The following is a 26753-nucleotide window of genomic DNA, read 5'->3' as shown; positions in this document are numbered from 1 at the left end:
TCGCCCCGCGCCCGCAGGGACCTGTTATGCCGTACGCCAGGCCCCGGACAGCGCGCCGCCGGACAGTCCCGGCTCGCCGGACAGCATGGCCTGGTGCAGTCGTTGCAAGCGGGAGGATGGTTCCACACCGAGTTCGTCGATCAGCGTCTTGCGGAGGGCCTGAAACGCGTCGAGAGCACGCCATAGTGCTCCCGACCGGTAGAAGGCGGTCATCAGGTGAGCCGTCAGGTTCTCGTTCATCGGATACCTGGCCACCAGCATCCTCAGCTCGGCGAGCATGGAGCCGTGCCGGCCGAGCATCAGGTCGGCCTCGATGCGCTGCTCCAGCACCCGGATGCGCAGTTCTTCGAGACCGAGCAGGTCGACGCTCAGCACCCGCCCCGTCGGCACGTCGACCAGAGCGGGTCCGCGCCAGAGTTCCAGCGCCTGCCGGAGCAGCAGCGAGGCGGTGTGCGGGTCCCCGTTCTCCAAGGCCTTCAGGCCATGGGTCGACAAAGTCTGGAACTCGCGTACATCGCTGGAGGACGGGTGGACCGTGAGCCGGTAACCGCCCAGGGTCGTGGCGATGACCTTCTTGGCGTCCACTCCCTGTTCGGCGAGAAGCGCCGTTCGCACCTGGCGCCTGAGGTGGAGGATGTAGGTTTGGAGCGTGGTGGCGGCGCTTCGGGGAATGTGGTCGCCCCAGATCTCCTCCATCAGAGTGGGCACCGTGACCACCTGCTGCGCCCTTGTCACCAAAAGCGCGAGGATCTGTCGTGGTTTCGCCGCGCTCGGCACAATGGACTGGCCATCTAAGCGGACCGAGAACGGCCCAAGGACTTGGACATCCACGGAGTTACCCCCTGTTCACTCGGTAGAGCCGGCCAACTGGTAGTGCGTCGGACAACGTTGCCCTACACATCGCCGACGCGCCGCTGATTGAACGATCATTTGAGGAAACCAAACGGCGGAACCGTCAGCGGCGGCATCAAGCCAAGAAGGACGCGCACGGCACTCAGCCGCACGCGTCCTCCGTGGCGACTACGGGACGACTACTGCACGGTCGTCGATGTCAGGGTCTGGGCGGGGTTGGGGAAGCAGCGCAGGGTGCTGGGCGTCGGCACGTACGGGGCCTCGTTCGCCGAGGGAATGAAATCCCACCCGAACCCGTAGGCGTCGTACCCGGAGCCGCCCGGCTGCGTGGTCACCACGCCCTGCTCCGTCCCCCGGAGCGTCAGCTTGACCGTGGGCAGTTGGAACGCCACCCCGGCGGGGAAGGGCCCGTTGGCCCGCAGGACCAGTTCGTCGCCTTCGACGGCTGCGGTCGCCGCGGTGTCGCCGCCGGTCAGCCGGTACTGACGCAGCGCCGCGTTGTCAGGAAGCCGCAGGCGCAGCACCAGGTTGTAGGAGTAGTCGTTGTGCGCGGGGTTCGGGGTGATCGGGGCGGGAGTGATGGTGGCGGTGAAGCTCTGCCCCTGAGCCACCTTCTGCGGCGCCGAGGCCGTGAAGCCCACCGCGTAGGGCAGGCCCTGGGTCGTGTTGACCTGGCACGCGTAGGGGTTGGACAGGCTCGTGTCGGCTGCGGCGGCCGGGGACCAGCCGATCGTCGGGATCGCCGCGGCCAGCATGGCGGCCGTAACGATTGACCTGCGGATATGTCGTGCTCTTGTCATTCGAGGACACCTTTCCGCGAGAAGAACCTGGGTGTTCCCGGGATCAACAAAAACCTGATCCGGTGGTATGGAGCGGCGCTAGAGCGCCACTAGAGCGCCGGGGCGGGCGCACCGGGGACAGGTGCGCACCGGACGGCCGCACACCCCTGCGGCCTGCGCCGCCGCACGCGCCTGGCCGCGGCGGCGCGGCGACGGCTTCGGCCATCAGGAGCCCCTGATCACGCACCGGAGAGCCGCCCCGCACCGGAATCGCAGTGACGCACATCTCACATGCAGAGAACCGGTCGTCCGGTTTTTTCCGCTCCGGGGATCCGCGCTCTGCTCCTGAGCCCGGCCCCTCCCCGGCCGGTCCGTCTCGGTCCGAATCGGCGCGAACAAGGGGTGAACGCGTGCCCGAATGGTCAGGATGGAGGCATGGGATTCCACGTCGACTCCGAGGCCGGGCGGCTGCGGCGCGTCATTCTGCACCGGCCCGACCTCGAGCTCAAAAGGCTCACCCCCAGCAACAAGGACGCGCTCCTCTTCGACGACGTGCTGTGGGTGCGCCGGGCGCGCACGGAGCACGACGGGTTCGCCGACGTGCTGCGCGACCGGGGGGTCGTCGTCCACCTCTTCGGTGACCTGCTCACCGACGTCCTCCGTGTCCCGGCGGCCCGCACCCTCGTCCTGGACCGGGTCTTCGACGAGAAGGAGTACGGGCCGCTCGCCACCGACCACCTCCGCGCGACCTTCGAGGCCCTGCCCGCCCGTGAACTCGCCGAGGCCCTGGTCGGCGGCATGACCAAGCGGGAGTTCCTCGCGGCCCACCCGGAGCCGACCTCCGTGCGGTTCCACGTGATGGACCTGGACGACTTCCTGCTGCCGCCCCTGCCCAACCACCTCTTCACCCGCGACACCTCGGCCTGGATCTACGACGGCGTCTCGATCAACGCGATGCGCTGGCCCGCGCGGCAGCGCGAGACCGTCCACTTCGAGGCCATCTACCGGCACCACCCGCTCTTCCGGGACGAGGACTTCCGCCTCTGGTCCGAGGGGCAGGCCGACTACCCGTCCACCATCGAGGGCGGCGACGTGCTGGTCATCGGCAACGGCGCCGTGCTCATCGGCATGAGCGAGCGCACCACGCCGCAGGCGGTCGAGATGCTCGCGCACAAGCTCTTCGCCGCCTCCTCGGCCCGGACCATCGTCGCGCTCGACATGCCGAAGAGCCGTGCGTTCATGCACCTCGACACGGTGATGACCATGGTCGACGGCGACACGTTCACCCAGTACGCCGGGCTCGGCATGCTCCGCTCGTACACGATCGAGCCCGGGGCGGGCGACAAGGAGCTGAAGGTCACCGACCATCCGCCGGAGCACATGCACCGGGCGATCGCCGCGGCCCTGGGGCTCAGCGAGATCCGGGTGCTGACCGCCACGCAGGACGTGCACGCGGCGGAGCGGGAACAGTGGGACGACGGCTGCAACGTCCTCGCGGTGGAACCGGGGGTCGTCATCGCCTACGAGCGGAACTCCACGACCAACACCCATCTGCGCAAGCGGGGGATCGAGGTCATCGAGATCCCGGGGAGCGAGCTGGGGCGGGGGCGGGGCGGGCCCCGCTGCATGAGCTGTCCGGTGGAGAGGGACCGCGTGGGTGCGTGAACGCGGGTGGGTGAACGACTCCACGGTCCGTATAGAAATGTAGAGCGTCGTATACACTTCCATTCGTTCCCGTGTTCGTCCCGTCCCTCGTACCTCTGGAGCGCCCCCATGGCGACAGTCCCGACCGCCCTCGCCGGACGCCACTTCCTCAAGGAGCTGGACTTCACCGCCGAGGAGTTCCGCGGTCTGATCGAGCTGGCCGCCGAGCTGAAGGCGGCCAAGAAGGCCGGGACCGAGACGCGGTACCTCACCGGGAAGAACATCGCGCTCGTCTTCGAGAAGACCTCGACCCGCACCCGTTGCGCGTTCGAGGTGGCCGCCGCCGACCAGGCTGCCCACACCACCTACCTGGACCCCGCCGGCTCACAGATCGGGCACAAGGAGTCCGTCAAGGACACCGCCCGGGTGCTCGGCCGGATGTTCGACGCCATCGAGTACCGGGGACACGGGCAGGACGTCGTCGAGGAGCTGGCCGCGCACGCCGGGGTCCCCGTCTACAACGGCCTCACCGACGAGTGGCACCCCACCCAGATGCTCGCCGACGTGCTCACCATGACCGAGCACTGCGACAAGCCGCTGACGGAGATCGCCTTCGCCTACCTGGGTGACGCCCGCAACAACATGGGCAACTCCTACCTGGTCACCGGCGCCCTGCTCGGCATGGACGTCCGCATCGTCGGACCCCGCGTGCTGTGGCCGGACGAGACCGTCGTCGAGGCGGCCCGGCGGCTCGCCGAGGACTCCGGCGCCCGGATCACGCTCACCGAGGACGTGAAGGAGGGCGTGCGCGGCGCCGACTTCGTCGCCACCGACGTCTGGGTGTCGATGGGCGAACCCAAGGAGGTCTGGGACGAACGCATCGCGCTGCTCGGCCCGTACGCGGTGACCATGGACGTGCTGCGCGCCACCGGCAACGACGACGTGCGGTTCCTGCACTGCCTGCCGGCCTTCCACGACCTCGGCACCGCCGTCGGTCGCGAGATCCACGAGCGGCACGGGCTGACCGAGCTGGAGGTGACCGACGAGGTCTTCGAGTCCGGGCACTCCGTCGTCTTCGACGAGGCGGAGAACCGGATGCACACGATCAAGGCGGTCCTCGTCGCGACCCTCGCCTGACCGGGGACTCTCCCGGCCTGGTCCTTTCCCGACCGGGTCCTCCTCCCGGGCTGGGCCCTTCCCGGCCTGGTCCTCTCCTGGCCCGGTCCTCTCCTGGCCGGGTCCTCGCGCGACCGGCTGCGACGACGGCCACAGCGCGCGCCCCGCACCCTCCCGTACGATCCCCACGGCCCCGGAACCACCCATTCCGCGTCCGTCGAGCGGCCCATCCGGCCGTACCGCACCACTGAAAAGAGCACTACCCGTATGCCCGGCAGCCCTGCCAACCGCTTCCGCATCAAGTCCCCCGAGCTGCTCGTCGCCGAGGCCGGCACCGATCTGGCCGGGCACGGCCTCAAACGCCATATGGGCCTGTTCCAGCTCGTCTGCTTCGGCGTCGGCGCGATCGTCGGCACCGGCATCTTCGTCGGACTGTCCGACTCGGTCGCCCAAGCCGGCCCCGGCGTCGTCGTCTCCTTTGTGCTCGCCGCGCTGACCTGCGTGTTCACCGCCTTCGCGTTCGCCGAGCTGGGCGGTGCGATTCCGGTCTCCGGCTCGTCGTACTCCTTCGCCTACGCCGGGCTCGGCGAGGGCACGGCCTTCCTCGTCGGCTGGTGCCTGCTCCTGGAGTACGGCGTGTCCGTGTCGGCCGTCGCGGTCGGCTGGAGCCAGTACGTCAACGAACTGCTGCACAGCCTCACGGGATGGCAGCTCCCCGCCGCGCTCTCGGCCGGGCCGGGCGACGGCGGGATCGTCAACCTGCCCGCCGTGATCGTCATCGCCCTGGCCTGCGTCCTGCTCGTGCGCGGCGTGCGCGAGAGCGCACGGGCCACCGCCGCCATGGCCGTGCTCAAGCTCGCGATCCTGGTCGCCTTCTGCGCCATCGGCTTCACCGCCTTCCGGCACGGCAACCTGACCCCGTTCGCGCCGGCCGGAATCGGCGGCATCGGTGCGGGCACCACGGCCGCGTTCTTCTCGTACATCGGCTTCGACGCGATCACCACCGCCGGTGAGGAGGCCCGCAACCCGCGGCGCGACGTCCCGGTCGCGATCCTGGTCTGCATCGGCCTGGTCACCCTGCTGTACTGCGCGGTCGCCCTCGCCGCGATCGGCGCCATCGGCGGGCCCGCGGTCGGCGGCCGGCCCGCCGCGCTGTCGTACGTCGTCAACCAGGTGACCGGCTCCACGGTCGGCGGCGGTGTCATCGCCTTCGGCGCGGTCGTCGCCATCGCCTCGGTCGTGCTCGCGGTGATGTACGGCCAGACCCGCATCCTCATGTCCATGGCGCGTGACGGACTCATCCCGCGCGTGTTCGAACGGGTCTCGCCGAGGACGTCGACGCCGGTCGGCGGCACCCTGATCGTCGCGATCGTCTTCGCGATCCCGGCCGCCTTCGCCTCGCTCGACTCGGTGGTCAACCTGTGCACCATCGGCACCCTCGCCACGATGGCGGTGGTCAACGTCGCCGTGATCGCCCTGCGCCGCCGCGCACCGGGCCTCGCCCGCAGCTTCCGCGTCCCTCTCTACCCGGTGATGCCGCTGCTCGGCGTCGGGTTCTGCCTGTACCTGATGTACGAGACGGGCTCGGCGACCTGGGCGCAGTTCGCGGCGTTCCTCGCGGCCGGGGCCCTCGTGTACGCGCTGTACGGGCGCCGGCACTCCCGGCTCACGGCCGGGGCCGTCACAGCGGACGCCGCTGAGCGGGAACCACAGGCAGTCTGAACCACACCGCCTTGCCGGACTCGGTGGGGCGGTGCCCGCAGGACGAGCTGAGGGTACGGATCAGCAGCAGGCCCCGGCCGTGCTCCTGCCAGGGGTCGGGGACCGCCGGGAGCGGGTGGGTGAGGTGGCCGGGCGGCGCCGGGTCCGGGTCGTGCACCTCCACCGTGCAGCCGGTCGGCAGCAGCTCGACGACGAGCTCTATGGGCCCGTTCCCGGCGGTGTGCTCCACGGCGTTCGCGACCAGCTCCGCCGTCAGCAGCTCCGCGGTGTCGCTGTCGGCCGCGTGCTCCAGCTCCGCCAGTGCCGTACGGACCAGCGCGCGGGCGACGGGGACGGCGGCCGTGGTGTGCGGCAGGGCGATGCGCCAGGAGGCGAGTGCGGGGGATTCGTACAAGGCGGGTCCGTTCATGGCGCAGGCGGTCCTGCTTTCAACATGGGGCATCGTACGGCGCGCCCCCTGCGGGGCGGTCGGCGGGTTTGGCCGGGGCGTCGTCGGCCCCGGTACCGGCTGCCTACCCGTGCCGACGTCCCGCCGCGCATCCCTGCGCCCGCCGTTACCGGCCTGTCGAGAAGGTGTGACAGCCCCGGTCGTATCTCCGGCGCACTCCCGGTCGTATCGCGCACTCGTGACGACGGTCACGGATCGGTGATAACTTCGTGGCAGCGCAACAGCGAGGACCGCCGCCCCCGTCCGAGGAGGCCGCCCGTCATGAGTCCCTTCACCGGCTCCGCCGCCCGCACCCCCGACTGGCGCCATGTGCGGTGCGTCCACGACAACGGGGTCGCCACGGTCACCCTGGCCCGCCCCGGAAGACTCAACGCGCTCACCTTCGGGGCGTACGCCGATCTGCGCGACCTGCTCGCCGAGCTGTCCCGGGAGAAGTCCGTGCGCGCCCTGGTCCTGGGCGGCGAGGGGCGCGGCTTCTGCTCGGGCGGCGACGTGGACGAGATCATCGGCGCCACACTGTCCATGGACACCGCACAACTGCTGGACTTCAACCGGATGACCGGGCAGGTGGTGCGGGCCCTTCGGGAGTGCCCGTTCCCGGTGGTCGCCGCGGTGCACGGGGTCGCCGCGGGCGCGGGCGCCGTCCTCGCCCTGGCCGCGGACTTCCGCGTGGCGGACCCCACCGCGCGCTTCCAGTTCCTCTTCACCCGGGTCGGGCTGTCGGGCGGCGACATGGGGGCCGCGTATCTGCTGCCCCGGGTGGTCGGGCTCGGCCACGCGACCCGGCTCCTCATGCTGGGGGAGCCGGTGCGGGCGTCCGAGGCCGAGCGGATCGGCCTGATCAGCGAGCTGACGGAAGAGGGCGGCGCCGACGAGGCGGCCCGGGCGCTGGCCCGCCGCCTGGCCGACGGCCCGGCGCTGGCGTACGCCCAGACCAAGGCCCTCCTCACGGCCGAGCTGGACATGCCGCTCGCGGCATCGGTCGAACTGGACGCGGCGACCCAGGCCCTGCTGATGAACAGCGACGACTACGCGGAGTTCCACGCCGCCTTCACGGAACGGCGGCCGCCGAAGTGGCAGGGGAGGTAGCCATGGCGGCGGCGCACGAGGGTCCGGCGCTGCGCGTCGCCGTCATCGGCGGCGGTCCCGGTGGGCTCTACGCCGCCGCCCTGCTCAAGCGGCTGGACCCCGCCCGGGAGGTCACCGTCTGGGAGCGGAACGCCCCCGACGACACGTTCGGCTTCGGCGTCGTCCTGTCCGACGAGACCCTCGGCGGCATCGAGCACGCCGACCCCGTCGTGTTCACCGCGCTGAAGGACGAGTTCGTGCGGTGGGACGACATCGACATCGTGCACCGGGGCGTGCGCCACACCTCCGGCGGCCACGGTTTCGCCGCCCTCGGCAGGCGGCGGCTCCTGCGGATCCTCCACGAGCGCTGCCGCTCCCTCGGCGTCGACCTGCGCTTCGGCACCCAGGCCCCGGACCCGGCGCGGCTGTCGGAGACGTACGACCTCGTCATCGCCTCCGACGGGGTGCACAGCGGCACACGCGAGGCGTACTCACAGGTGTTCCGGCCCTCGGTCGAGGAGCACCGCTGCCGGTACATCTGGCTCGCCGCCGACTTCGCCTTCGACGCGTTCCGCTTCGAGATCGCCGAGACGGAGCACGGCGTGATGCAACTGCACGGCTATCCCTACGCCCGCCCGTCGCCCGGCCACCGCCCCTCGACGAGGCCCTTGGGACCTCAGAGCCAGTCCGGCGCGTCGACCGTCATCGTGGAGATGCGCGAGGAGGTGTGGCACGCGGCCGGGTTCGCCGAGCTGGACACCGCCGAGACCATCGAGCGCTGCGCCAAGGTCTTCGCGGACGCGCTCGGCGGCCGCGCCCTGCGCTCCAACAACTCCGCCTGGACCACCTTCCGCACGGTCGTCACCGAGCGCTGGTCCCACGGCAACCTGGTCCTCCTCGGCGACGCCGCGCACACCGCTCACTTCTCCATCGGCTCCGGCACGAAGCTCGCGGTGGAGGACGCCCTGGCCCTGGTCGCCTGCCTGGAGGAGCACACCTCGCTGCCCGAGGCCCTGGCCGCGTACGAGGAGGAGCGGCGCCCGGTGGTCGCCTCCACGCAGCGCGCGGCCCGGGCCAGCCTGGAGTGGTTCGAGAACCTGCGGCTGTACCTCGGCCAGCCGCCCCGCCAGTTCGCCTTCAACCTGCTCACCCGCAGCCGCCGCGTCACCCACGACAACCTGCGGCTGCGCGACCCCCACTTCACCGGGTCGGTGGAGCGCGAGTTCGGCTGCCCGCCCGGCACGCCCCCGATGTTCACCCCCTTCCGGCTGCGCGGGCTGACCCTGCGCAACCGGGTCGTGGTCTCGCCGATGGACATGTACTCGGCGGTGGACGGGGTTCCCGGCGACTTCCACCTCGTCCACCTGGGCGCACGGGCGCTCGGCGGGGCCGGGCTGGTGATGACCGAGATGGTCTGCGTGAGTCCTCAGGGCCGCATCACCCCGGGCTGCGCCGGTCTCTACACCGGGCGGCAGGCCGAGGCCTGGCGGCGCATCACCGACTTCGTGCACAGCCGGGCCCCGGGCACCGCCATCGGCGTGCAGCTCGGGCACAGCGGCCGCAAGGGCTCCACCAAGGTGATGTGGGAAGGCATGGACGAACCGCTGGACGAGGGCAACTGGCCGCTCGTGGCCGCCTCGCCGATGCCGTACAAGCCGGGCGGCCAGACGCCGCGCGAGCTCTCCCGCGCCCAACTGACCGACATCCGCGAACAGTTCGCGTCCGCCGCCTGGCGGGCCGCCCGCTCCGGCTTCGACCTCCTCGAACTGCACTGCGCCCACGGCTATCTGCTCTCCGGCTTCCTCTCACCGCTCACCAACCACCGCACCGACGCCTACGGCGGCTCGCTCGCCGGGCGGCTCCGCTTCCCCCTCGAGGTCTTCGACGCCGTGCGCGCGGTGTGGCCCGAGGAGCGGCCCATGACCGTACGGATCTCCGCGACCGACTGGGCCGAGGGCGGTACCACGGCCGAGGAGGCCGTCGAGATCGCCCGCGCGTTCGCCGCGCACGGCGCCGACGCCATCGACGTCTCGACCGGGCAGGTGGTGGCCGAGGAGAAGCCGGCGTTCGGGCGGTCGTACCAGACGCCGTACGCCGACCGGATCCGCCACGAGACCGGCGTCCCGGTGATCGCGGTGGGCGCGATCTCCTCCTGGGACGACGTCAACTCGCTGATCCTCGCGGGCCGCACCGACCTGTGCGCCCTCGCCCGGCCGCACCTGTACGACCCGCACTGGACCCTGCACGCGGCGGCCGAACAGGGCTACAGCGGACCGGGTGCGGTGTGGCCCGCGCCGTACCGGGCGGGCAGCAGGCGCCCCAACACCGGCCGCACCGACGCCCCGAAGCCCCGCCTCACGCTGGGGGACTGACCGCCCCTACGACGGATCCGCCACGCCCGCGAACACCGCCCCGGCGTCCCGCAGCCGCTCGTGCAGCGCCCGGAAGACGGCCGCCGAGCGGGTGCCCGGCCAGTTCGCGGGCAGCAGGCCGGCCGGCAGCCCGGGGTCGGCGTAGGGGAGATGACGCCAGGAGTCCAGCGCGAGCAGATAGTCGCGGTAGGCCTCCTCGGGCGGTGTGTCCTCGCGGGACTCCCAGCCGCGCAGCACGCGCGCGTGGCGGTCGAGGAACGCCTCGTGCTGCTTGGCGATCGCCGCCAGGTCCCACCAGCGTGCCACCGCCTCCGCGGTCGGGACGAACCCGAGGTGTTCCCCGCGGAAGAAGTCCACGTACGCGTCCAGGTGCAGCCGCTCCAGGGTGTGCCGGGTCTCCTCGTACAGACGTGCGGGGGCGATCCACACTCCGGGGGCCGCCGTGCCGAAGCCGAGCCCGGCCAGCCGGGAGCGCAGCAGGTGCCGCTTCTGCCGCTCGGACTCCGGCACGGAGAACACGGCCAGCACCCAGCCCTCGTCCTTCGGGGGCGTCGTCGCGTACACCCGCCGGTCGCCGTCCTGGAGCAACTGCCGGGCCTCCGGCGACAGCGCGTACCCGGCCGCGCCCGCCGCCGTGCGCTGCGGCACGAGCAGTCCGCGCCGCTTCAGCCGCGACACCGACGACCGTACGGAGGGCGCGTCCACGCCGACCGCGGCGAGCAGCCGGATCAGCTCGGCCACGGGGACCGGGCCGTGGGTGAAGCGGCCGTAGGCACCGTAGAACGTGACGATGAGGGACCTCGGGGCGTGCTGAGCGTGCTGATCGGACACGTTGATCACTTTAGATCGTCGGCGTCACTCATGATCACCTCGCGCGGGCACCGCGTCGGCGTCCGCGCGCAGCCGGAACCGCTGGAGCTTGCCCGTCGCCGTGCGCGGCAGCGCGTCCAGGAAGACGAACTCGCGCGGGCACTTGTACGGCGCCAGCTCCGAGGTCAGGAACGCGCGCAGCGCCTCCGGGTCGCGGCGTGCGCCCTCCCGGAGAACCGTGTACGCCACCACGATCTGCCCGCGCGCCTCGTCGGGCCGCCCGACGACCGCCGTCTCCACCACGTCCGGGTGGCGCAGCAGGGCGTCCTCGACCTCGGGCCCGGCGATGTTGTAGCCGGCGGAGATGATCATGTCGTCGGCGCGGGCCACGTAGCGGAAGTAGCCGTCGGGCTCACGGACGTAGGTGTCACCCGTGATGTTCCAGCCGCCCCGGACGTACTCAAGCTGCCGTGGATCGGCGAGATAGCGGCAGCCCACCGGGCCGCGCACGGCGAGCAGTCCGGGCTCGCCGTCGGGCACGGGCTCGCCGTTCCCGTCCTGCACGCACGCGTGCCACCCGGGGACCGGAACCCCCGTGGTTCCCGGCCGGATCCGGCCGTCCGCGGCGGAGATGAAGATGTGCAGCAGCTCGGTGGCGCCGATGCCGTTGACGATGCCGAGACCGGTGCGCTCCTGCCACGCTCGCCAGGTGGCCTCGGGAAGGTTCTCGCCGGCCGACACACAGCGCCGCAGCGAGGTCGTGTCGTACCAGTCCAGCTCGTCGAGCATCGCGCGGTAGGCGGTCGGCGCGGTGAACAGCACCGAGACCCGGTGCTCGGCGATCGCGGGCAGCAGTTGCCGGGGGCCCGCCTGTTCGAGCAGCAGGGCGCTGGCGCCGGCCCGCAGCGGGAAGACCACGAGTCCGCCGAGCCCGAAGGTGAAACCGAGCGGGGGACTGCCCGCGAAGACGTCGTCGGGGCGCGGCCGGAGGACGTGCCGGGAGAAGGTGTCGGCGACGGCCAGCACGTCGCGGTGGAAGTGCATGCACCCCTTCGGGCGGCCCGTGGTGCCGGAGGTGAAGGCGATCAGCGCCACGTCGTCGGCGGCCGTGTCCACCGGCGTGTACGGCTCCTCGGGCACCGGCAGGCACAGCAGGTCGTCGGGGGCGTCGCCGCCGTAGGTGGTGATGCGCAGCCCGGGCACGTCGGCCTTGACCAGGTCGTCGACCGCGCGGACGTCGCACAGGGCGTGGCCGACCCGGGCGATGTCGCACATGGTGCGCAACTCGTGCGGGCGCTGCTGCGCGAGCACGGTCACGGCGATCGCGCCCGCCTTCAGGACCGCGAGCCAGCAGGCGGCGAGCCAGGGCGTGGTGGGACCGCGCAGCAGCACGCGGTTGCCGGGGACGACGCCGAGACGGGAGGTGAGCGCGTGCGCGACGCGGTCGACCCGGGTGCGGAGCTGTCCGTACGTCCACACGCCGCCGTCCGGCGTACGGAACGCGGGGCGGTCGGGGGCGGTGCGGTCGAGCAGTTCGGCCGCGGCGTTCAGCCGTTCGGGGTAGCGCAGCTCCGGCAGGTCGAAGCGGAGCTCGGGCCACTGCTCGGGGGGCGGGAGATGGTCACGGGCGAAGGTGTCGCGGTGGGCGGTGGGGACCGGTGACGAAGCATCGGCCGACGGGCGGCTCGCGGTGTCCATGGCGCTTGTGGCGTCCCTCGGGTCCATGGCGTCTCGCCCCCTTGCCGTGGTGGGCTCGTGCCTGGAGCGTATCGTGTTGGTGACGACAGTCAATGGTCCGCGATACGTTCGGGTGAGCAGTCCACCGGGCCCAGGAGGCCGACAGGGAGAGGGGACCGGCCATGACCGCATTCTCGCTCGACCCCGCACAGTCGGCCTGGTGCGCCGAGCTGCGCACCCTGGCCGAACAGCGGCTGCGCCCGCTCGCCGAGAAGGGGGAGCCCGGCCGCGTCAACCGCGACCTCGTGGCCGAACTCGGCCGACTCGCGCTCCTCGACCGGCTGTTCACCTCCGGTGCGCTGGAACTCTGCCTGATGCGGGAGTCCCTGGCGTACGCCTGCACCGAGGCGGAGACGGCGCTCGCCCTGCAGGGCCTCGGCGCCCACCCCGTGCACGCGTACGGGACACCGGCCCAGCGCGCCCGCTGGCTGCCCGGTGTCCGGGCCGGGACCACGGTCGCCGCCTTCGCGCTGACCGAGCCGGACGCGGGGTCGGACGCGGCGGCGCTGTCCCTCGCGGCCGAGGCCGACGGCCCCTCGGGGTGGCGGCTCACCGGGGAGAAGTGCTGGATCTCCAACGCCCCGGAGGCCGACTTCTACACCGTCTTCGCCCGCACCACCCCCGGTGCGGGCTCCCGCGGTGTGACCGCGTTCCTCGTCCCCGCCGACCGCCCCGGCCTGACCGGGACCCCGCTCGACATGCTCTCCCCGCACCCCATCGGCACGCTCGCCTTCGACGCGGTGCCGGTGACCGCGGACGACCTGCTCGGCGAGGCCGACCGCGGTTTCCGGGTCGCCATGGGCACCCTGAACCTCTTCCGCCCCAGCGTCGGCGCGTTCGCGGTCGGCATGGCGCAGGCCGCCCTCGACGCCACCATCGCCCACACGGCCACGCGGGACGCCTTCGGCGGCCGGCTGAAGGACCTGCAGGCCGTCTCCCACCAGGTCGCCGAGATGGCCCTGCGCACCGAGGCGGCCCGCCTGATGGTCCACGCGGCGGCGACGGCGTACGACGCGGGCGCCCCGGACGTCCCCAAGCGGGCCGCCATGGCGAAGCTGCTCGCCACCGAGACCGCGCAGTACGTCGTCGACACCGCCGTCCAACTGCACGGCGCCCGCGCACTGCGCCGCGGCCACCTCCTCGAACACCTCTACCGCGAAGTGCGCGCCCCGCGCATCTACGAGGGCGCGAGCGAGGTGCAACGCGGCATCATCGCCAAGGAGCTGTACGCCACCGTGGAGGCCCCGTGACCAGCGAACGCATCAACCCGCCCGGCCTCTCCCCGGCTTCCGGCTTCTCGCACGCCGTCGTCGCCACCGGCAGCCGGGTGGTCTTCCTGGCGGGCCAGACCGCCCTCGACGGCGACGGCAAGGTGGCCGGCGACACGCTCCCCGAGCAGTTCGAACGCGCCCTGGCCAACCTGCTCACCGCCCTCCACGCCGCCGGCGGAACCCCCGCCGACCTGGCCCGCGTCACCGTCTACGCCACCGACGTGGCCGGCTACCGCGCGCACGCCCCCGAACTGGGCCGCATCTGGCGGCGGCTGGCGGGCCGTGACTACCCCGCGATGGCCGTCGTGGGCATCACACGCCTGTGGGACGAGCAGGCGCTGGTGGAACTGGACGGCTTCGCCGTGCTCCCGTAGCCGCGCCCACGGACCGGTGCCGGGCGGACGGGGCGTGTGCCCGGCAGTCCGACCGACGTTGATCAGCCCAACGCGCCACCGAAGGGGTGAGGATGCCGGGCCGCACCGGGGCCTCCCGGTAGCTGTGGAACCCCCATAGTCCAGGAGGTGCTCCATGTTTCTGCGCAGGATCGCCGGGCCGTTCGTCGGTGCCGCTCTGCTCCTGTCCGCGGTGCCCGCCGCGGGTGCCCTCTCCGGGTCGTTCGACGAGGTGACCGTCGACGCGACCGGGCACCTGGCGCCCGACGGCACGCTGACCCTGTCCGGCACCTACCGCTGTACCGGCGGCACCGGCGGCCCGGTCTTCGTGTCCTCCTCGCTCTCCCAGGGGGACCCCCGCGTCCGCCACGGTGTCGGCGGCACCGTGGCGACCTGCGACGGCGTCGTGCACAGATGGACCAACGCCGAGACCCGCCAGGGCGCTTACCGCACGGGCCGGGCACACGTCGAGGTCACGCTGATGGAACTGAGCGGCACCGGCCTCCCGCTGCCCCTCTTCCGCGCAGGCCGGCAGCAGGACATCGCCCTGATCGCGGCCTGAACCCCGTCGACGCCCCGCCCGATTCGGCGGGCGAAACGGTCTTCCGAAGACCTGCAGATGTCCCGGAAGAGACCGCCGGCGGCAACGAACACGAGCGGCTGCGGGCGGGAGCACCGGTAACGGTGCCGCCCGCCCGCCGGCCTTTCGTTTTCCTCCTACTTGTCGACCAGCGACATGTGGTGCTCGTTGTGGCGGCCGCCGTGTACGCCGATCCGGCCGGCCGGCGTGTTCAGACCGGCCAGTTCGTCGGCGGAGAGCGGCAGTTCAGCGGCGCCGGTGTTCTCCTCAGTCCAGGGGAGCCGCCGCACGTCCCTCCGCCTCGCGTTTCCGCGGGTCGAAGCTGCTGCGGCGACTCGCCTGTGACGACTCGTCAGATGTCCCGGAAGATCTCGATCTGCGCCCCCACCGAGTTCAGCCGCTCGGCCAGGTCCTCGTAGCCGCGGTTGATGACGTACACGTTGCGCAGTACGGACGTGCCCTCGGCCGCCATCATCGCCAGCAGGACGACCACCGCCGGGCGCAGGGCCGGCGGGCACATCATCTCGGCGGCGCGCCAGCGGGTCGGGCCCTCGACCAGGACGCGGTGCGGGTCGAGCAACTGCAGGCGCCCGCCCAGGCGGTTGAGGTCGGTCAGGTAGATGGCACGGTTGTCGTAGACCCAGTCGTGGATCAGCGTCTTGCCCTGTGCGGAGGCCGCGATGGCCGCGAAGAACGGGACGTTGTCGATGTTCAGCCCCGGGAACGGCATCGGGTGGATCTTGTCGATCGGCGCCTCCAGCTTGGAGGGCCGCACGGTCAGGTCCACCAGCCGTGTGCGGCCGTTGTCCGCGGAGTACTCGGGCGTGCGGTCGTGGTCGAGTCCCATCTCCTCCAGCACCGCGAGTTCGATCTCCAGGAATTCGATCGGCACCCGGCGCACCGTCAGCTCCGACTCGGTGACCACGGCGGCCGCCAGCAGGCTCATCGCCTCGACCGGGTCCTCGGAGGGGGAGTAGTCCACGTCCACGTCGATGTTCGGGACGCCGTGCACGGTGAGGGTGGTGGTGCCGATGCCCTCGACCTCGACGCCGAGGGCCTCCAGGAAGAAGCACAGGTCCTGGACCATGTAGTTGGAGGAGGCGTTGCGGATGACCGTGACGCCGTTGTGCCGTGCGGCGGCCAGCAGCGCGTTCTCGGTCACGGTGTCGCCGCGCTCGGTCAGGACGATCGCCCGGCCGGGGGAGACGGACCGGTCCACCACCGCGTGGTACAGCCCCTCGGTGGCGGTGACCTCGAGCCCGAAGCGGCGCAGCGCGATCATGTGCGGCTCGACGGTGCGGGTGCCGAGGTCGCAGCCCCCGGCGTACGGCAGCTTGAAGCGGTCCAGGCGGTGCAGCAGCGGGCCGAAGAACATGATGATGGACCGCGTGCGGCGGGCGGCCTCGGCGTCGATGGCGTCCAGGTCGAGATCCGCGGGCGGGACGATCTCCAGATCGACCCCGTCGTTGATCCACCGGGTCCGCACGCCGATCGAGGTGAGCACCTCCAGCAGGCGGTAGACCTCCTCGATGCGGGCGACGCGGCGCAGCACCGTGCGCCCCCTGTTGAGCAGCGAGGCGCACAGCAGTGCCACGCAGGCGTTCTTGCTCGTCTTGACGTCGATGGCGCCGGACAGCCGGCGGCCGCCGACCACCCGCAGATGCATGGGGCCCGCGTAGCCCAGGGACACGATCTCGCTGTCCAGGGCATCCCCGATGCGGGCGATCATCTCAAGGCTGAGGTTCTGGTTGCCCCGCTCGATGCGGTTCACGGCGCTCTGACTGGTACCGAGTGCCTCGGCGAGCTGCGCCTGGGTCAAGCCACGGTGCTGGCGTGCGACACGGATGAGCTTGCCGATGCGTACGAGGTAGTCGTCTGACATGAGACTGAGGCTATCTCAGATATGAGATGGCACATCCGGTGGGGTCCATTCGAGTGAAGGGGCCACAGTGATGCCTGGTGAGAGAGGTGTGCGGCGAGAGGTCGGCCGCGCATGACCTTCCCGGTCCCATGTACTAGAGTTATCTCGACATCGAGATATCTGCCGAGGCGTACCGCAGTGGCCGCTCCGGTAAGGGTTGCCTAACTTAGCCTTACCTTAGCGGATCGGCCGAGATGCCGTGGCGGCAGGATCGTGGTGGTACGCGCACATCAATGAAGGAGACTGTCGTGTCGGCGAACAGCTTCGACGCCCGCAGCACGCTGCAGGTGGGCGACGAGTCGTACGAGATCTTCCGGCTGGACAAGGTGGAGGGCTCGGCCCGCCTGCCCTACAGCCTCAAGGTCCTGCTGGAGAACCTGCTCCGCACCGAGGACGGCGCGAACATCACCGCCGACCACATCCGCGCCCTCGGCAACTGGGACTCCCAGGCCCAGCCGTCGCAGGAGATCCAGTTCACGCCGGCCCGCGTGATCATGCAGGACTTCACCGGCGTGCCCTGTGTCGTGGACCTCGCGACCATGCGTGAGGCCGTGAAGGAGCTGGGCGGCGACCCGGCGAAGATCAACCCGCTGGCGCCGGCCGAGCTGGTCATCGACCACTCCGTCATCGCCGACAAGTTCGGCACGAACGACGCCTTCAAGGTGAACGTCGAGCTGGAGTACGGCCGCAACAAGGAGCGCTACCAGTTCCTGCGCTGGGGCCAGACCGCCTTCGACGAGTTCAAGGTCGTCCCGCCGGGCACCGGCATCGTCCACCAGGTGAACATCGAGCACCTGGCCCGCGTCGTCATGGTCCGCGACGGCAAGGCCTACCCGGACACCCTGGTCGGCACCGACTCCCACACCACGATGGTCAACGGCCTCGGCGTCCTCGGCTGGGGCGTCGGCGGCATCGAGGCCGAGGCCGCGATGCTCGGCCAGCCGGTCTCCATGCTCATCCCGCGCGTCGTCGGCTTCAAGCTCACCGGCGAGCTGCAGCCCGGCACCACCGCCACCGACCTGGTGCTCACCATCACCGAGATGCTGCGCAAGCACGGTGTGGTCGGCAAGTTCGTCGAGTTCTACGGCGAGGGCGTCGCCGCGACCTCGCTCGCCAACCGCGCCACCATCGGCAACATGTCGCCGGAGTTCGGCTCCACCGCCGCGATCTTCCCGATCGACGACGAGACCCTGAACTACCTGCGCCTGACCGGCCGTTCCCAGCAGCAGGTCGCGCTCGTCGAGGCCTACGCCAAGGAGCAGGGCCTGTGGCTGGACCCGAAGGCCGAGCCGGACTTCTCCGAGAAGCTCGAGCTGGACCTGTCCACGGTCGTCCCGTCCATCGCCGGCCCGAAGCGCCCGCAGGACCGCATCGTCCTCGCCGAGGCCGCCCAGCAGTTCGCCAAGGACGTGCTCAACTACGTCGAGGCCCCCGTCGCCCAGACCCCGGCCGCCGCCGCCTCCGTGGTCGACGAGGCCAGCGCCGAGTCCTTCCCGGCCTCCGACGCCCCGGCCTACGGCCACGAGGAGAACGGTGCGGGCGCCCCGCAGCACGGCCAGGGCACCGGCGCCGTCCCGTCCCACCCGGTCCAGGTGACCGCCCCCGACGGCACGACCTACGAGCTGGACCACGGTGCGGTGACGGTCGCCGCCATCACCTCCTGCACCAACACCTCCAACCCGTACGTCATGATCGGCGCCGCCCTGGTCGCCAAGAAGGCGGTCGAGAAGGGCCTGACCCGCAAGCCGTGGGTCAAGTCGACCCTCGCCCCGGGCTCGAAGGTCGTCACCGACTACTTCGAGAAGGCCGGCCTCACGCCGTACCTGGACAAGCTGGGCTTCAACCTCGTCGGCTACGGCTGCACCACCTGCATCGGCAACTCCGGCCCGCTGCCGGAGGAGGTCTCCAAGGCCGTCAACGAGCACGACCTCGCGGTCACCTCGGTCCTCTCCGGCAACCGGAACTTCGAGGGCCGCATCAACCCCGACGTCAAGATGAACTACCTGGCGTCCCCGCCGCTGGTCGTCGCCTACGCCATCGCGGGATCCATGAAGGTGGACATCACCAGGGAGGCGCTGGGCACCGACCAGGACGGCAACCCCGTCTACCTGAAGGACATCTGGCCGACCGAGGCCGAGGTCAACGAGGTCGTCGCAAGCGCCATCGGCGAGGACATGTTCTCCAAGTCCTACAGCGACGTCTTCGCGGGCGACGCCCAGTGGCAGTCCCTGCCCGTCCCGACCGGCAACACCTTCGAGTGGGACCCGGAGTCCACCTACGTCCGCAAGCCCCCGTACTTCGAGGGCATGGGCATGGAGCCGGAGCCGGTCTCCGACATCTCCGGCGCCCGGGTCCTGGCCAAGCTGGGCGACTCGGTCACCACCGACCACATCTCCCCGGCCGGTGCGATCAAGGCCGACACCCCGGCCGGCAAGTACCTCACCGAGCACGGCGTCGAGCGCCGCGACTTCAACAGCTACGGCTCCCGCCGCGGCAACCACGAGGTCATGATCCGCGGTACGTTCGCCAACATCCGCCTGCGCAACCAGATCGCGCCGGGCACCGAGGGCGGCTACACCCGCGACTTCACGCAGGAGGGCGGCCCGGTCTCCTTCATCTACGACGCCTCGCAGAACTACCAGGCCGCCGGCATCCCGCTGGTCGTCCTGGCCGGCAAGGAGTACGGCTCCGGCTCGTCCCGCGACTGGGCGGCCAAGGGCACCGCGCTCCTCGGCGTCAAGGCCGTCATCGCCGAGTCCTACGAGCGCATCCACCGCTCGAACCTCATCGGCATGGGCGTCCTGCCGCTGCAGTTCCCCGAGGGCGAGTCCGCCGCCTCCCTCGGCCTGACCGGCGAGGAGACCTTCTCCATCACCGGCGTCACCGAGCTCAACGAGGGCACCACGCCGCGCACGGTGAAGGTCACCACCGACACGGGCGTCGAGTTCGACGCGGTCGTCCGCATCGACACCCCCGGTGAGGCCGACTACTACCGCAACGGCGGCATCATGCAGTACGTGCTGCGCAGCCTGATCCGCAAGTAGGCGATCCGGCACGGCAGTCGAGGGCCGCACCCCCGCCCGGGGGTGCGGCCCTCCGCCGTGTGCGCACCGCCGCCCGACCGGGGACATCGCCGGAGCTCAGTGCGGACACAGGCTGTCCCCAGCGGACCGGGACAGGATGACGACATGTCTGGCACGACTGTTTCCCCCGGCGGCCCCGCACGTGTGCTGATCGTCGACGACGAGCCCGGCCCCGTCGCGCCGCCGCCCGCCGCCGCTGCCGAGGCACGGAGATGAGGGCCGGGCTCGCCGGGCGGCCGGTGGCCCGTTCGCTGCGCACGCGGCTGCTCCTGTACACCGGCGCGGTGCTCGTCGCGGTGTGTACGGCCATGATGTTCACCTCCGTCTACGCCCAGCGCACCTACCTGCTCGGCGACCTCGACCGACGCGTCGGCGACGCCGCCCGGCACAGCCAGGACGGCGCGGCCCGCCACCCCGGCGCCACCGGCCTCGCCTTCCTGGACGAGCGCGGACAGCCCGCCGGCATGCTCGCCGCCCGGCTCGACGAGCACGGAAGGGTCACCGTGGCGGAGGTCGTCACCCGGGGCGCCGCCCCGCGGCCCCTCACCGGAGCCCAGCGCACGGCGTTGGACGGCATCGGCCCCGACGGCTCGGTGCACACCCGGAGCGTGCCGGGCCTCGGCACCTACCGGGTCACCGCCCTCGACGGAGGAGGAGTCCGCGTCCTGACCGGGCTTCCGATGGACGACGTCCAGGACATGATCCGGGGCCTGGTCGTGGCCGAGGCCGCCGTGGCGGCCGTCGGACTCGCCGTCGCCGGCTGCGTCTGCGCGGTGGTGATACGGCGCCAGCTCCGCCCGCTTCGCCGGGTCGCCGCCACCGCGGCCGAGGTCTCCCGGGCGCCGCTGGGCCAGGGTGAGGGCACCGGCCTGCCCCGGGTGCCCGAACGCGACACCGATCCCGGCACCGAGGCCGGGCAGGTCGGCGCCGCCCTCAACCGCATGATCGAGCATGTCGAGGCCTCGCTGGCCGAACGCAGGCGCGGCGAGAAGCAGGTGCGCCGCGGCGAGGAACGCATGCGCCGCTTCCTCTCCGACGCCAGCCATGAACTGCGCACGCCGCTCGCCTCCATCGCCGGCTACGCCGAACTCATGAACCGGGGCACCGGCCCGATCGAGCCCGCACTGGCCTGGCGCCGCGTCACCGCCGAGTCGGCCCGCATGACGCGCCTGGTGGAGGACCTGCTGCTGCTCGCCCGGCTCGACGAGGGCCGCCCCCTGCACACCACCGAGGTGGACCTGGCGTCGCTGGTCGCCGAGGCGGTGTGGGAGGAGCGCGCGCCGGGCGGCGACCACGACTGGCAGCTCGACCTGCGTCTCGACACCCCCGCGCTGGTCCTCGGCGACGAGACACGGCTGCGCCAGGCGGTGGCGCATCTCCTGGCCAACGCCCGCGTCCACACTCCGGCCGGCACCACCGTCGTCGCCTCGGTCGAGGCCATCGGCCGGCGGTGCGTGATCCGGGTACGGGACGACGGGCCCGGCATCCCGCCCGCGCTGCTGCCGACGGTGTTCGAACCCTTCACCCGCGCCGGCACCTCCCGCTCCCGCGCACACGGCGCGCCGGGCGGTTCGGGACTCGGTCTCGCGATCGCCGCGGCGATCACGGCCGCCCACGGTGGCGGCATCCGGGCGGAGAGCGTTCCGGGCCGTACGGAGTTCACGGTCCAACTGCCCGCCGCTCAGGCGCAGTTTACGGGGAGCCCTAAATCCATCCCGCGACCTGCGCCACCGCGAACGGCGCCGGCACCAGGGTCGTCATGCCGAGCCACAGGTGCAGCGGTCGGCCCTCCTGCCACGGCATGAGGACGTCCACCACCAGCACCATCCCCAGCACGAACCCCCCGCCCAGCACCGCGCCGAGCGTCATACCGACGGTCTGGTCCGGTGATGTGCCGCCACAGCCGAACCGGGCGACGCAGTGCAGCAGCACGTACCTGGCGAGCAGCCACCGGACGCACACGCCCGGGACGATCGCCAGCATGCCGATCAGGAGGTTCGCCACCGCTGCCGCCCACCAGGAGCCGGCGGTGGCCTTCTCGCGGCCACCGTCCGCGCCGGAACCGTGCACAGCCCGCCCTTCTCCCCGGTCATCGCGTTCGTACAGGTAGATGACCACGAGAGCACTCGGGTTGCCCCGTGCGCGCCCTGGAGCGCCGAACACCGCCCCCACGAGTGATGGTTGGGGGCCGTCGGCTTCCGGCGGGTGGTGCGGTCGGGCGCTCAGGGCGGACCGGGTGGTCGCTGTGCGGGCCACCCGGTCCGCGAGCCGGCCCGGCCCGGGGGGAGTAGGCCGGACCGGGGTCCGCCGGCTTGTGGTCGGCCGTTGGGGGTGACAACGGCTTGTGGTCGGCCGGTTGGGCGACAACGTTGTCGGGTGGTCTGTACATGACTGTATCGCCCGGGTGGACAACGATGTCAAGACTGTTCACCCGCAAGGGGGACAGGCGGACGTGCCCACCGAGCCGACCGGTGCGGAGGGGGGGGGGCCCCCCGGGGACCCCCCCCCCCCCCCCCTGGGCTTGTGCGGGAGGACACTCCAACCCCCCCAAGGGCGGATCGCGTCTTGAGGGTGGGGGGGGGGGGGCGGGGGGGTTCGGCTTTAGGGAGGGGACAGCGGGGAAGAGCGTCCCCGCAAAAGAGGGAGACGGAGAGGACTCCACAACAACACCACGGGGTGCGGGGGGCCCCCCCCCCCCCCCCCCCCCCCCTCCGCCGTGTCGGCGTGCGTCAGGCCAGCAGCTCCACCTCCGCCAGGGTCGACTGCGTCGTGAAGGTCAGGCGGTAGTGCGCGTAGGTGCCGGGATGCGGGACGGAGAACACCCTCGTCTGCCGGTCCCAGGTGAAGGACTCACCCGAGCGCCGGTCCAGGGGCGTCCAGTGGGTGCCGTCCACGGAGGCCTCGAGGGTCCAGCCCGTGGGGGCCTTCGTATGGTCGGCCGGGGACGTCAGCGTGTACTGCATCGCCTTGGTGCCGTCCGTGACGGGCAGGTCCACGCTCGTCACGGCCGCCTCCGTCGCCGAGGTGTCGTCGAAGAGCGGACCGTCACCCTTGAGCACGTCGGCCCGCGGCGCGGGCACCTTGTCGTCCTGGGTGATGGACACCGGAGCGGCGTTCTTCCCGGTGCCCCAGGCCGACGGCCGTGGACCCATGTCGAACTCCAGCACACCGCCCCCGGAGAGGAGGGAATGCGGCAGCGACGTCGACGTCCACTCCTTGCCGTCGACCCTCAGGCCCTGGACGTAGACGTTCTCCGCGCTGTTCCTCGGGGCCTTGATCACCAGGTCCCTGCCGTTCTCCAGGTGCACGGTCGCCTTGGTGAACAGCGGGGATCCGACGGCGTACTCGCCGCTGCCCATCACCAGCGGGTAGAAGCCCAGCGCGGAGAAGACGTACCAGCCGGACTGCTCGCCGTTGTCCTCGTCGCCGTGGTACCCCTGCCCGATCTCACTGCCGGTGTACAGGCGGGAGAGCACCTCGCGGACCTTCGCCTGCGCCTTCCAGGGCTGACCCGCCGCGTCGTACATGTAGATCACGTGGTGCGCGGGCTGGTTGGAGTGCCCGTACATGCCCATCCGGACGTCACGCGCCTCGGTCATCTCGTGGATGACACTGCCGTAAGAGCCCACGAACCGAGGTGACGCCGTCTCCGGTGTCGCGAAGTACGCGTCCAGTTTGCCGGCCAGCTTCGCCCGGCCGCCGTACAGGTTCGCGAGACCCCGGCTGTCCTGCGGCACCGTGAAGGCGAAGCCCCAGCCGTTGGTCTCCGTGTAGTCGTAGCCCCACACGCGCGGGTCGTACGTCGACGGGTCCAGCCGCCAATCGCCCCGGACGTCGCGGCCCTGGAAGAAGCCCACCCTGGAGTCGAACAGGTCGACGTAGTCCCGGGCGCGGTTGAGGAAGTAGGCCGACTCCTCCTTGTAGCGCTGCTTGCCCGTCTTCTCGTACAGCGCCTGGCCCAGCCTGGCGATGCCGTAGTCGTTGATGTAGCCGTCCATCGCCCACGACAGGCCCTCGCGGGTGGCGGTGCTGGTGTAGCCGAGGAACGGTGAGGTCGCCATGCCCTTGCGGCCCACGCCGGACGAGGGCGGCACGACGGTCGCGTTCTTCACCGCCGCGTCATAGGCGGCCTCCGCGTCGAACTTCACGCCCTTCACATAGGCGTCCGCGAACGCCACGTCCGACGAGGTGCCCGTCATCAGGTCCGCGTAGCCGGGGGAGGACCAGCGCGAGGTCCAGCCGCCGTCCTTGTACTGCTGCACGAAACCGTCGACCAGTTCACCGGCCTGCTTCGGCGTCAGGAGGGAGTACGCGGGCCAGGTGGTCCGGTAGGTGTCCCAGAAGCCGTTGTTGACGTACACCTTGCCGTCGACGATCTTCGCCCCGGTGTGCGTGGGCGTGTCCGGGCCCGTCATCGGGGAGAACGGGGAGGCGTACCGGTAGGCCGAGCCCACCTTCTCGAAGCCCGAGTTGGGGTACAGGTACAGCCGGTACATCGAGGAGTACAGCGTCGTGAGCTGGTCACCGGTCGCGCCCTCGACCTCGACCGTGCCGAGCAGCTTGTCCCACGTCCGTTGCGCGCGTGCCTTGACGTCGTCGAACGACGTGCCGTCCGGGATCTCCTGGCGCAGGTTGTCCTTGGCCTGGTCGATGCTGATGAGGGAGGTGGCGAGGCGCAGCGTGACCGTGTGGCCGGCGCCCGGCTTGAAGCGCAGATAACCCTTCACGCCCGAGGCCGCCCCGTCCGTCACGGGCGTGTCGAACTCGCCGTACACGAACAGGCGCGTCGCCCCCGTGGACAGCCCGGACTTCACGTCCGAGAAGCCGGTCACGACTCCGTCGTCCTTGTCGAGGGTGAGCCCGGCCTGCTCGGTCACATTGTCGAAGAGCACGCTCGCGTCGTCACCGGGGTAGGTGAACCGCAGCACCGCAGCGTGGTCCGTCGGCGTCAGCTCCGCCTTGAGGCCGTTCTCGAAGGTCACCCCGTAGTAGTAGGGGCGCGCGATCTCGTTCTCGTGCCGGAACGGAAGCGCCCGTGCGGTGCGCCCGGTGTCCGGAGTGCCGGACGCGGCCGACGGCATCACCTGGAACGTCTGCCGGTCGCCCATCCACGGGCTCGGCTCATGGCTCGCGCTGAACGCCTGGATCGTGGGCAGATTGTCGGAGTTGTTGGCGCGTGCGTAGTCGTACAGCCAGCTCAGCGAACTCGCGTTGGTCACCGGCGTCCAGAAGTTGAAGCCGTGCGGCAGGGCCGTCGCCGGGAAGTCGTTGCCTCGGGAGAAGGAGCCGCTGGAGTTGGTGCCGCGGGTCGTGAGCGCGTAGTCGGACAGGTGCGCCAGGCGCGCCCCGGGCTTGTCCGGCGGTCCCGGCTTCAGCGCGATGTCGTCCAGCCAGCCACGGAACCTGGCCGGCCCCTTCGGCGAGTCGTACGCCACCAGGATCCGGTCCACGGTCTTGCCGGCCGCCACCGAACCGATCCGCGAGACCACGTTGTTCCACTGGTTGACGTACAGCGCCTTGGCCGCCCCCTGTCCCGTGGGGCTCAGCGGGAAGCCGTGCTGGTCGAGCGCGCCGAGGTCGCTGAGGTGGGTGCCGTCGGTGAAGTCCAGGTCGACCGAGACGTTGGTGGCGTCGTAGTCCCGGTCTCCGTCCGCCATCGCCGGGAAGATCCGGTACGACAACTGCGTGTCCTCCTCGACGCGTACGTTCACGTCGAAGACCTTGTTGTACGAGTACGCCCGCCCGTCCGCCGTGTGCGTTCCCGCGTAGCGCAGCGCCCGCCTGCCCGTGAAGCCCGCTCCCGCCTTCGCGGTGGGGGAGCCGAGCGGGCCGCGGTCCACCAGGGTGCGCATGTCCTTCGGTGCGGGATCGGTGCCGCTGCCGGTGGAGAACTGCACATCGGCGAGCTGCAGTATGCCGCCGCTGTGGTTCCTGGTGATGTCCAGCCGGAAGTGCGCGTACTCGGCCGGCTCGGCGAGATCGTACGACCTGGTCTGGAAACGCTGGTCGAACGATTCACCGGTGCGGGTGTCCAGGGTCTTCCAGTCCTTGCCGTCGGTGGAACCCTGAAGGGTCCAGTCGGCCGGGTCGCGCTCCGCGTGGTCGTTGGCCGACGTCAGTGCGTACGTCACCACCTTGACCGGCTCGTCCAGGTCGAACTCCACCCGGCCCGTCGGCGCGAACGTCAGCCATTTGGTGGTCGGCTCGCCGTCGATCAGGTTGTCCGCGACCTCGCCGCCGTCCGTGTTCTCGGCGTCGGCCCGGACATCGGTCACCTCGTCGGTCACATTGCCCGGAAGGCCCGTGGTGTAACCTCCGTCCACGCCGGAGGCCCGTTTCGTGCCGCCCGCCGTCGTGTCCACGGTGTTCAGCCACGTCGGCGCCGGATCCCCCGACTCGAACGAGGAGGCGAACTCCCGGTCGGTGGCCGCGGCTTCGGCGGGCCGGGCCACCGCCGCGCCCTGGGCCGCCACCAGCAACGCGAAGGCGGCCGTTGCCACGACCGCCGTAGGAGCCCATCTGTGCCGAGATCTGTGCTGCATACGCGAGCAGCCTCCCTGCGCCTGTTGAGAATGGACAACGTTGTCACTTCGCCTGCGCAAGGACCAGTAGGTGGTCAAGTGGTCAGTGATGTCAAGGGCGTTGGCTGTGGCATTCGGGCGGGGTGTGATGGATTCCGCGTTCGAGAGTCGTATGGACACGCCGTATTTCCACGAGGTCTCAACTCGGAAAAGCAGGACGCCAACCTTGCATGCGATATTGCTCCGCCGGCGGAGAGTGGACTATACCTGTCGGCGTCCGGGCAGCCGTCGCCTGCGCATGACGACTGTGGACAGGCACGACCGGAGGGAAGCGGGAGGCGGTGGATCGTCTCGAGCACGACCGGCCAGCCGTACCGTCCCACTGAGTCCCTCATGCAACGACCCCAGCTTCACCATCACCGCGGTGCCGGGGAGGA

19 protein-coding genes are annotated in these 26753 nt (G+C 71.2%); 10 read left to right on the top strand and 9 right to left on the bottom strand.

Features of this window, described 5'->3' with window-relative positions; all coding sequences use genetic code 11:
• Positions 1–24: 24 nt before the first annotated feature.
• Both ACZ4SW_RS15470 and ACZ4SW_RS15465 read right to left on the bottom strand, forming a co-directional pair.
• On the bottom strand, positions 25–777 hold the full coding sequence (locus tag ACZ4SW_RS15470; protein WP_468243195.1) for an AfsR/SARP family transcriptional regulator: 753 nt from the start codon (positions 775–777) through the stop codon (positions 25–27).
• Positions 778–1031: 254 nt separating this feature from the next.
• Entirely contained in the window at positions 1032–1607 is a 576-nt protein-coding gene (locus tag ACZ4SW_RS15465) for a hypothetical protein (protein WP_468242751.1), read from the bottom strand.
• Between the two features lie 459 nt (positions 1608–2066).
• Here ACZ4SW_RS15465 and ACZ4SW_RS15460 point away from each other — a divergent pair, with 459 nt between their 5' ends.
• From ACZ4SW_RS15460 to ACZ4SW_RS15450, 3 genes are all read left to right on the top strand, one after another.
• The gene (locus tag ACZ4SW_RS15460) at positions 2067–3296 is read left to right on the top strand and encodes an arginine deiminase (protein ID WP_468242749.1); all 1230 of its coding nucleotides are present in this window, start codon (positions 2067–2069) and stop codon (positions 3294–3296) included.
• Positions 3297–3404: 108 nt separating this feature from the next.
• Positions 3405–4412 carry an ornithine carbamoyltransferase gene (gene argF / locus ACZ4SW_RS15455; RefSeq protein ID WP_468242746.1) on the top strand — a complete coding sequence of 336 codons (1008 nt, stop codon included), beginning with the start codon at positions 3405–3407 and terminating at the stop codon, positions 4410–4412.
• A gap of 246 nt (positions 4413–4658) precedes the next feature.
• The gene (locus ACZ4SW_RS15450) at positions 4659–6113 is read left to right on the top strand and encodes an amino acid permease (protein WP_468242744.1); all 1455 of its coding nucleotides are present in this window, start codon (positions 4659–4661) and stop codon (positions 6111–6113) included.
• Here the strand turns inward: ACZ4SW_RS15450 and ACZ4SW_RS15445 are convergent.
• Positions 6073–6522, bottom strand: a complete 450-nt coding sequence (locus ACZ4SW_RS15445; protein ID WP_468242742.1) for an ATP-binding protein — start codon at positions 6520–6522, stop codon at positions 6073–6075. The two genes, ACZ4SW_RS15450 and ACZ4SW_RS15445, sit on opposite strands and share 41 nt — an antisense overlap.
• A gap of 300 nt (positions 6523–6822) precedes the next feature.
• Between ACZ4SW_RS15445 and ACZ4SW_RS15440 the strand changes: the two genes are divergently transcribed.
• Together ACZ4SW_RS15440 and ACZ4SW_RS15435 are read left to right on the top strand one after the other, a co-directional pair.
• Positions 6823–7650 carry an enoyl-CoA hydratase family protein gene (locus ACZ4SW_RS15440; RefSeq protein WP_468242740.1) on the top strand — a complete coding sequence of 276 codons (828 nt, stop codon included), beginning with the start codon at positions 6823–6825 and terminating at the stop codon, positions 7648–7650.
• 2 nt (positions 7651–7652) lie between these two features.
• Positions 7653–10001, top strand: a complete 2349-nt coding sequence (locus ACZ4SW_RS15435; RefSeq protein WP_468242737.1) for a bifunctional salicylyl-CoA 5-hydroxylase/oxidoreductase — start codon at positions 7653–7655, stop codon at positions 9999–10001.
• A gap of 6 nt (positions 10002–10007) precedes the next feature.
• On the opposite strand, the gene ACZ4SW_RS15430 is transcribed toward ACZ4SW_RS15435, so the two are convergent.
• Positions 10008–10841, bottom strand: a complete 834-nt coding sequence (locus ACZ4SW_RS15430) for a PaaX family transcriptional regulator (RefSeq protein WP_468242734.1) — start codon at positions 10839–10841, stop codon at positions 10008–10010.
• A 15-nt stretch (positions 10842–10856) separates the two neighbouring features.
• Positions 10857–12509, bottom strand: coding sequence for an AMP-binding protein (locus ACZ4SW_RS15425; protein ID WP_468242732.1), 1653 nt, complete (start codon positions 12507–12509; stop codon positions 10857–10859).
• Between the two features lie 161 nt (positions 12510–12670).
• Between ACZ4SW_RS15425 and ACZ4SW_RS15420 the strand changes: the two genes are divergently transcribed.
• The 3 genes from ACZ4SW_RS15420 to ACZ4SW_RS15410 all read left to right on the top strand — a co-directional run bounded on the left by ACZ4SW_RS15420 (position 12671) and on the right by ACZ4SW_RS15410 (position 14773).
• Positions 12671–13798: an acyl-CoA dehydrogenase family protein gene (locus ACZ4SW_RS15420; RefSeq protein WP_468242730.1), complete on the top strand. Its 1128-nt coding sequence runs from the start codon at positions 12671–12673 to the stop codon at positions 13796–13798.
• Positions 13795–14193: a RidA family protein gene (locus tag ACZ4SW_RS15415; protein ID WP_468242727.1), complete on the top strand. Its 399-nt coding sequence runs from the start codon at positions 13795–13797 to the stop codon at positions 14191–14193. The genes ACZ4SW_RS15420 and ACZ4SW_RS15415 overlap by 4 nt, the downstream gene beginning before the upstream one ends.
• A gap of 154 nt (positions 14194–14347) precedes the next feature.
• A complete protein-coding gene (locus ACZ4SW_RS15410) occupies positions 14348–14773 on the top strand; it encodes a DUF6299 family protein (protein ID WP_468242725.1) in 426 nt (141 codons plus the stop codon).
• Positions 14774–14928: 155 nt separating this feature from the next.
• On the opposite strand, the gene ACZ4SW_RS15405 is transcribed toward ACZ4SW_RS15410, so the two are convergent.
• Positions 14929–15081 carry a hypothetical protein gene (locus tag ACZ4SW_RS15405; RefSeq protein ID WP_468242722.1) on the bottom strand — a complete coding sequence of 51 codons (153 nt, stop codon included), beginning with the start codon at positions 15079–15081 and terminating at the stop codon, positions 14929–14931.
• 62 nt (positions 15082–15143) lie between these two features.
• Positions 15144–16673 carry a helix-turn-helix domain-containing protein gene (locus ACZ4SW_RS15400; RefSeq protein WP_468242720.1) on the bottom strand — a complete coding sequence of 510 codons (1530 nt, stop codon included), beginning with the start codon at positions 16671–16673 and terminating at the stop codon, positions 15144–15146.
• A 287-nt stretch (positions 16674–16960) separates the two neighbouring features.
• Between ACZ4SW_RS15400 and ACZ4SW_RS15395 the strand changes: the two genes are divergently transcribed.
• Both ACZ4SW_RS15395 and ACZ4SW_RS15390 read left to right on the top strand, forming a co-directional pair.
• Positions 16961–19756 carry an aconitate hydratase gene (locus ACZ4SW_RS15395; RefSeq protein WP_468242718.1) on the top strand — a complete coding sequence of 932 codons (2796 nt, stop codon included), beginning with the start codon at positions 16961–16963 and terminating at the stop codon, positions 19754–19756.
• Positions 19757–20007: 251 nt separating this feature from the next.
• A complete protein-coding gene (locus ACZ4SW_RS15390; protein ID WP_468242715.1) occupies positions 20008–21600 on the top strand; it encodes a sensor histidine kinase in 1593 nt (530 codons plus the stop codon).
• Here the strand turns inward: ACZ4SW_RS15390 and ACZ4SW_RS15385 are convergent.
• Positions 21500–21865: a hypothetical protein gene (locus tag ACZ4SW_RS15385; RefSeq protein WP_468242713.1), complete on the bottom strand. Its 366-nt coding sequence runs from the start codon at positions 21863–21865 to the stop codon at positions 21500–21502. The genes ACZ4SW_RS15390 and ACZ4SW_RS15385 overlap by 101 nt on opposite strands.
• Before the next feature lie 659 nt (positions 21866–22524).
• Positions 22525–26337, bottom strand: coding sequence for a GH92 family glycosyl hydrolase (locus tag ACZ4SW_RS15380; protein ID WP_468242710.1), 3813 nt, complete (start codon positions 26335–26337; stop codon positions 22525–22527).
• Positions 26338–26753: the final 416 nt, after the last annotated feature.

This window comes from Streptomyces sp. NPDC028331, assembly GCF_055565775.1.
The sequence above is the reverse complement of the archived record's forward strand: the minus strand, read 5'-3'. Positions and strand labels throughout refer to the sequence as shown.

What these genes read in the sequence shown, in the direction of transcription:
- ACZ4SW_RS15435 (WP_468242737.1), top strand. Translation starts at nt 7,653, where the DNA reads ATGGCGGCGGCGCACGAGGGTCCGGCGCTGCGCGTCGCCGTCATCGGC.
- ACZ4SW_RS15445 (WP_468242742.1), bottom strand. Translation starts at nt 6,522, where the DNA reads ATGAACGGACCCGCCTTGTACGAATCCCCCGCACTCGCCTCCTGGCGC.
- ACZ4SW_RS15440 (WP_468242740.1), top strand. Translation starts at nt 6,823, where the DNA reads ATGAGTCCCTTCACCGGCTCCGCCGCCCGCACCCCCGACTGGCGCCAT.
- ACZ4SW_RS15380 (WP_468242710.1), bottom strand. Translation starts at nt 26,337, where the DNA reads ATGCAGCACAGATCTCGGCACAGATGGGCTCCTACGGCGGTCGTGGCA.
- ACZ4SW_RS15425 (WP_468242732.1), bottom strand. Translation starts at nt 12,509, where the DNA reads ATGGACACCGCGAGCCGCCCGTCGGCCGATGCTTCGTCACCGGTCCCC.
- ACZ4SW_RS15420 (WP_468242730.1), top strand. Translation starts at nt 12,671, where the DNA reads ATGACCGCATTCTCGCTCGACCCCGCACAGTCGGCCTGGTGCGCCGAG.
- ACZ4SW_RS15410 (WP_468242725.1), top strand. Translation starts at nt 14,348, where the DNA reads ATGTTTCTGCGCAGGATCGCCGGGCCGTTCGTCGGTGCCGCTCTGCTC.
- ACZ4SW_RS15460 (WP_468242749.1), top strand. Translation starts at nt 2,067, where the DNA reads ATGGGATTCCACGTCGACTCCGAGGCCGGGCGGCTGCGGCGCGTCATT.
- ACZ4SW_RS15390 (WP_468242715.1), top strand. Translation starts at nt 20,008, where the DNA reads ATGAGGGCCGGGCTCGCCGGGCGGCCGGTGGCCCGTTCGCTGCGCACG.
- argF (WP_468242746.1), top strand. Translation starts at nt 3,405, where the DNA reads ATGGCGACAGTCCCGACCGCCCTCGCCGGACGCCACTTCCTCAAGGAG.
- ACZ4SW_RS15465 (WP_468242751.1), bottom strand. Translation starts at nt 1,607, where the DNA reads ATGCTGGCCGCGGCGATCCCGACGATCGGCTGGTCCCCGGCCGCCGCA.
- ACZ4SW_RS15400 (WP_468242720.1), bottom strand. Translation starts at nt 16,673, where the DNA reads ATGTCAGACGACTACCTCGTACGCATCGGCAAGCTCATCCGTGTCGCA.
- ACZ4SW_RS15450 (WP_468242744.1), top strand. Translation starts at nt 4,659, where the DNA reads ATGCCCGGCAGCCCTGCCAACCGCTTCCGCATCAAGTCCCCCGAGCTG.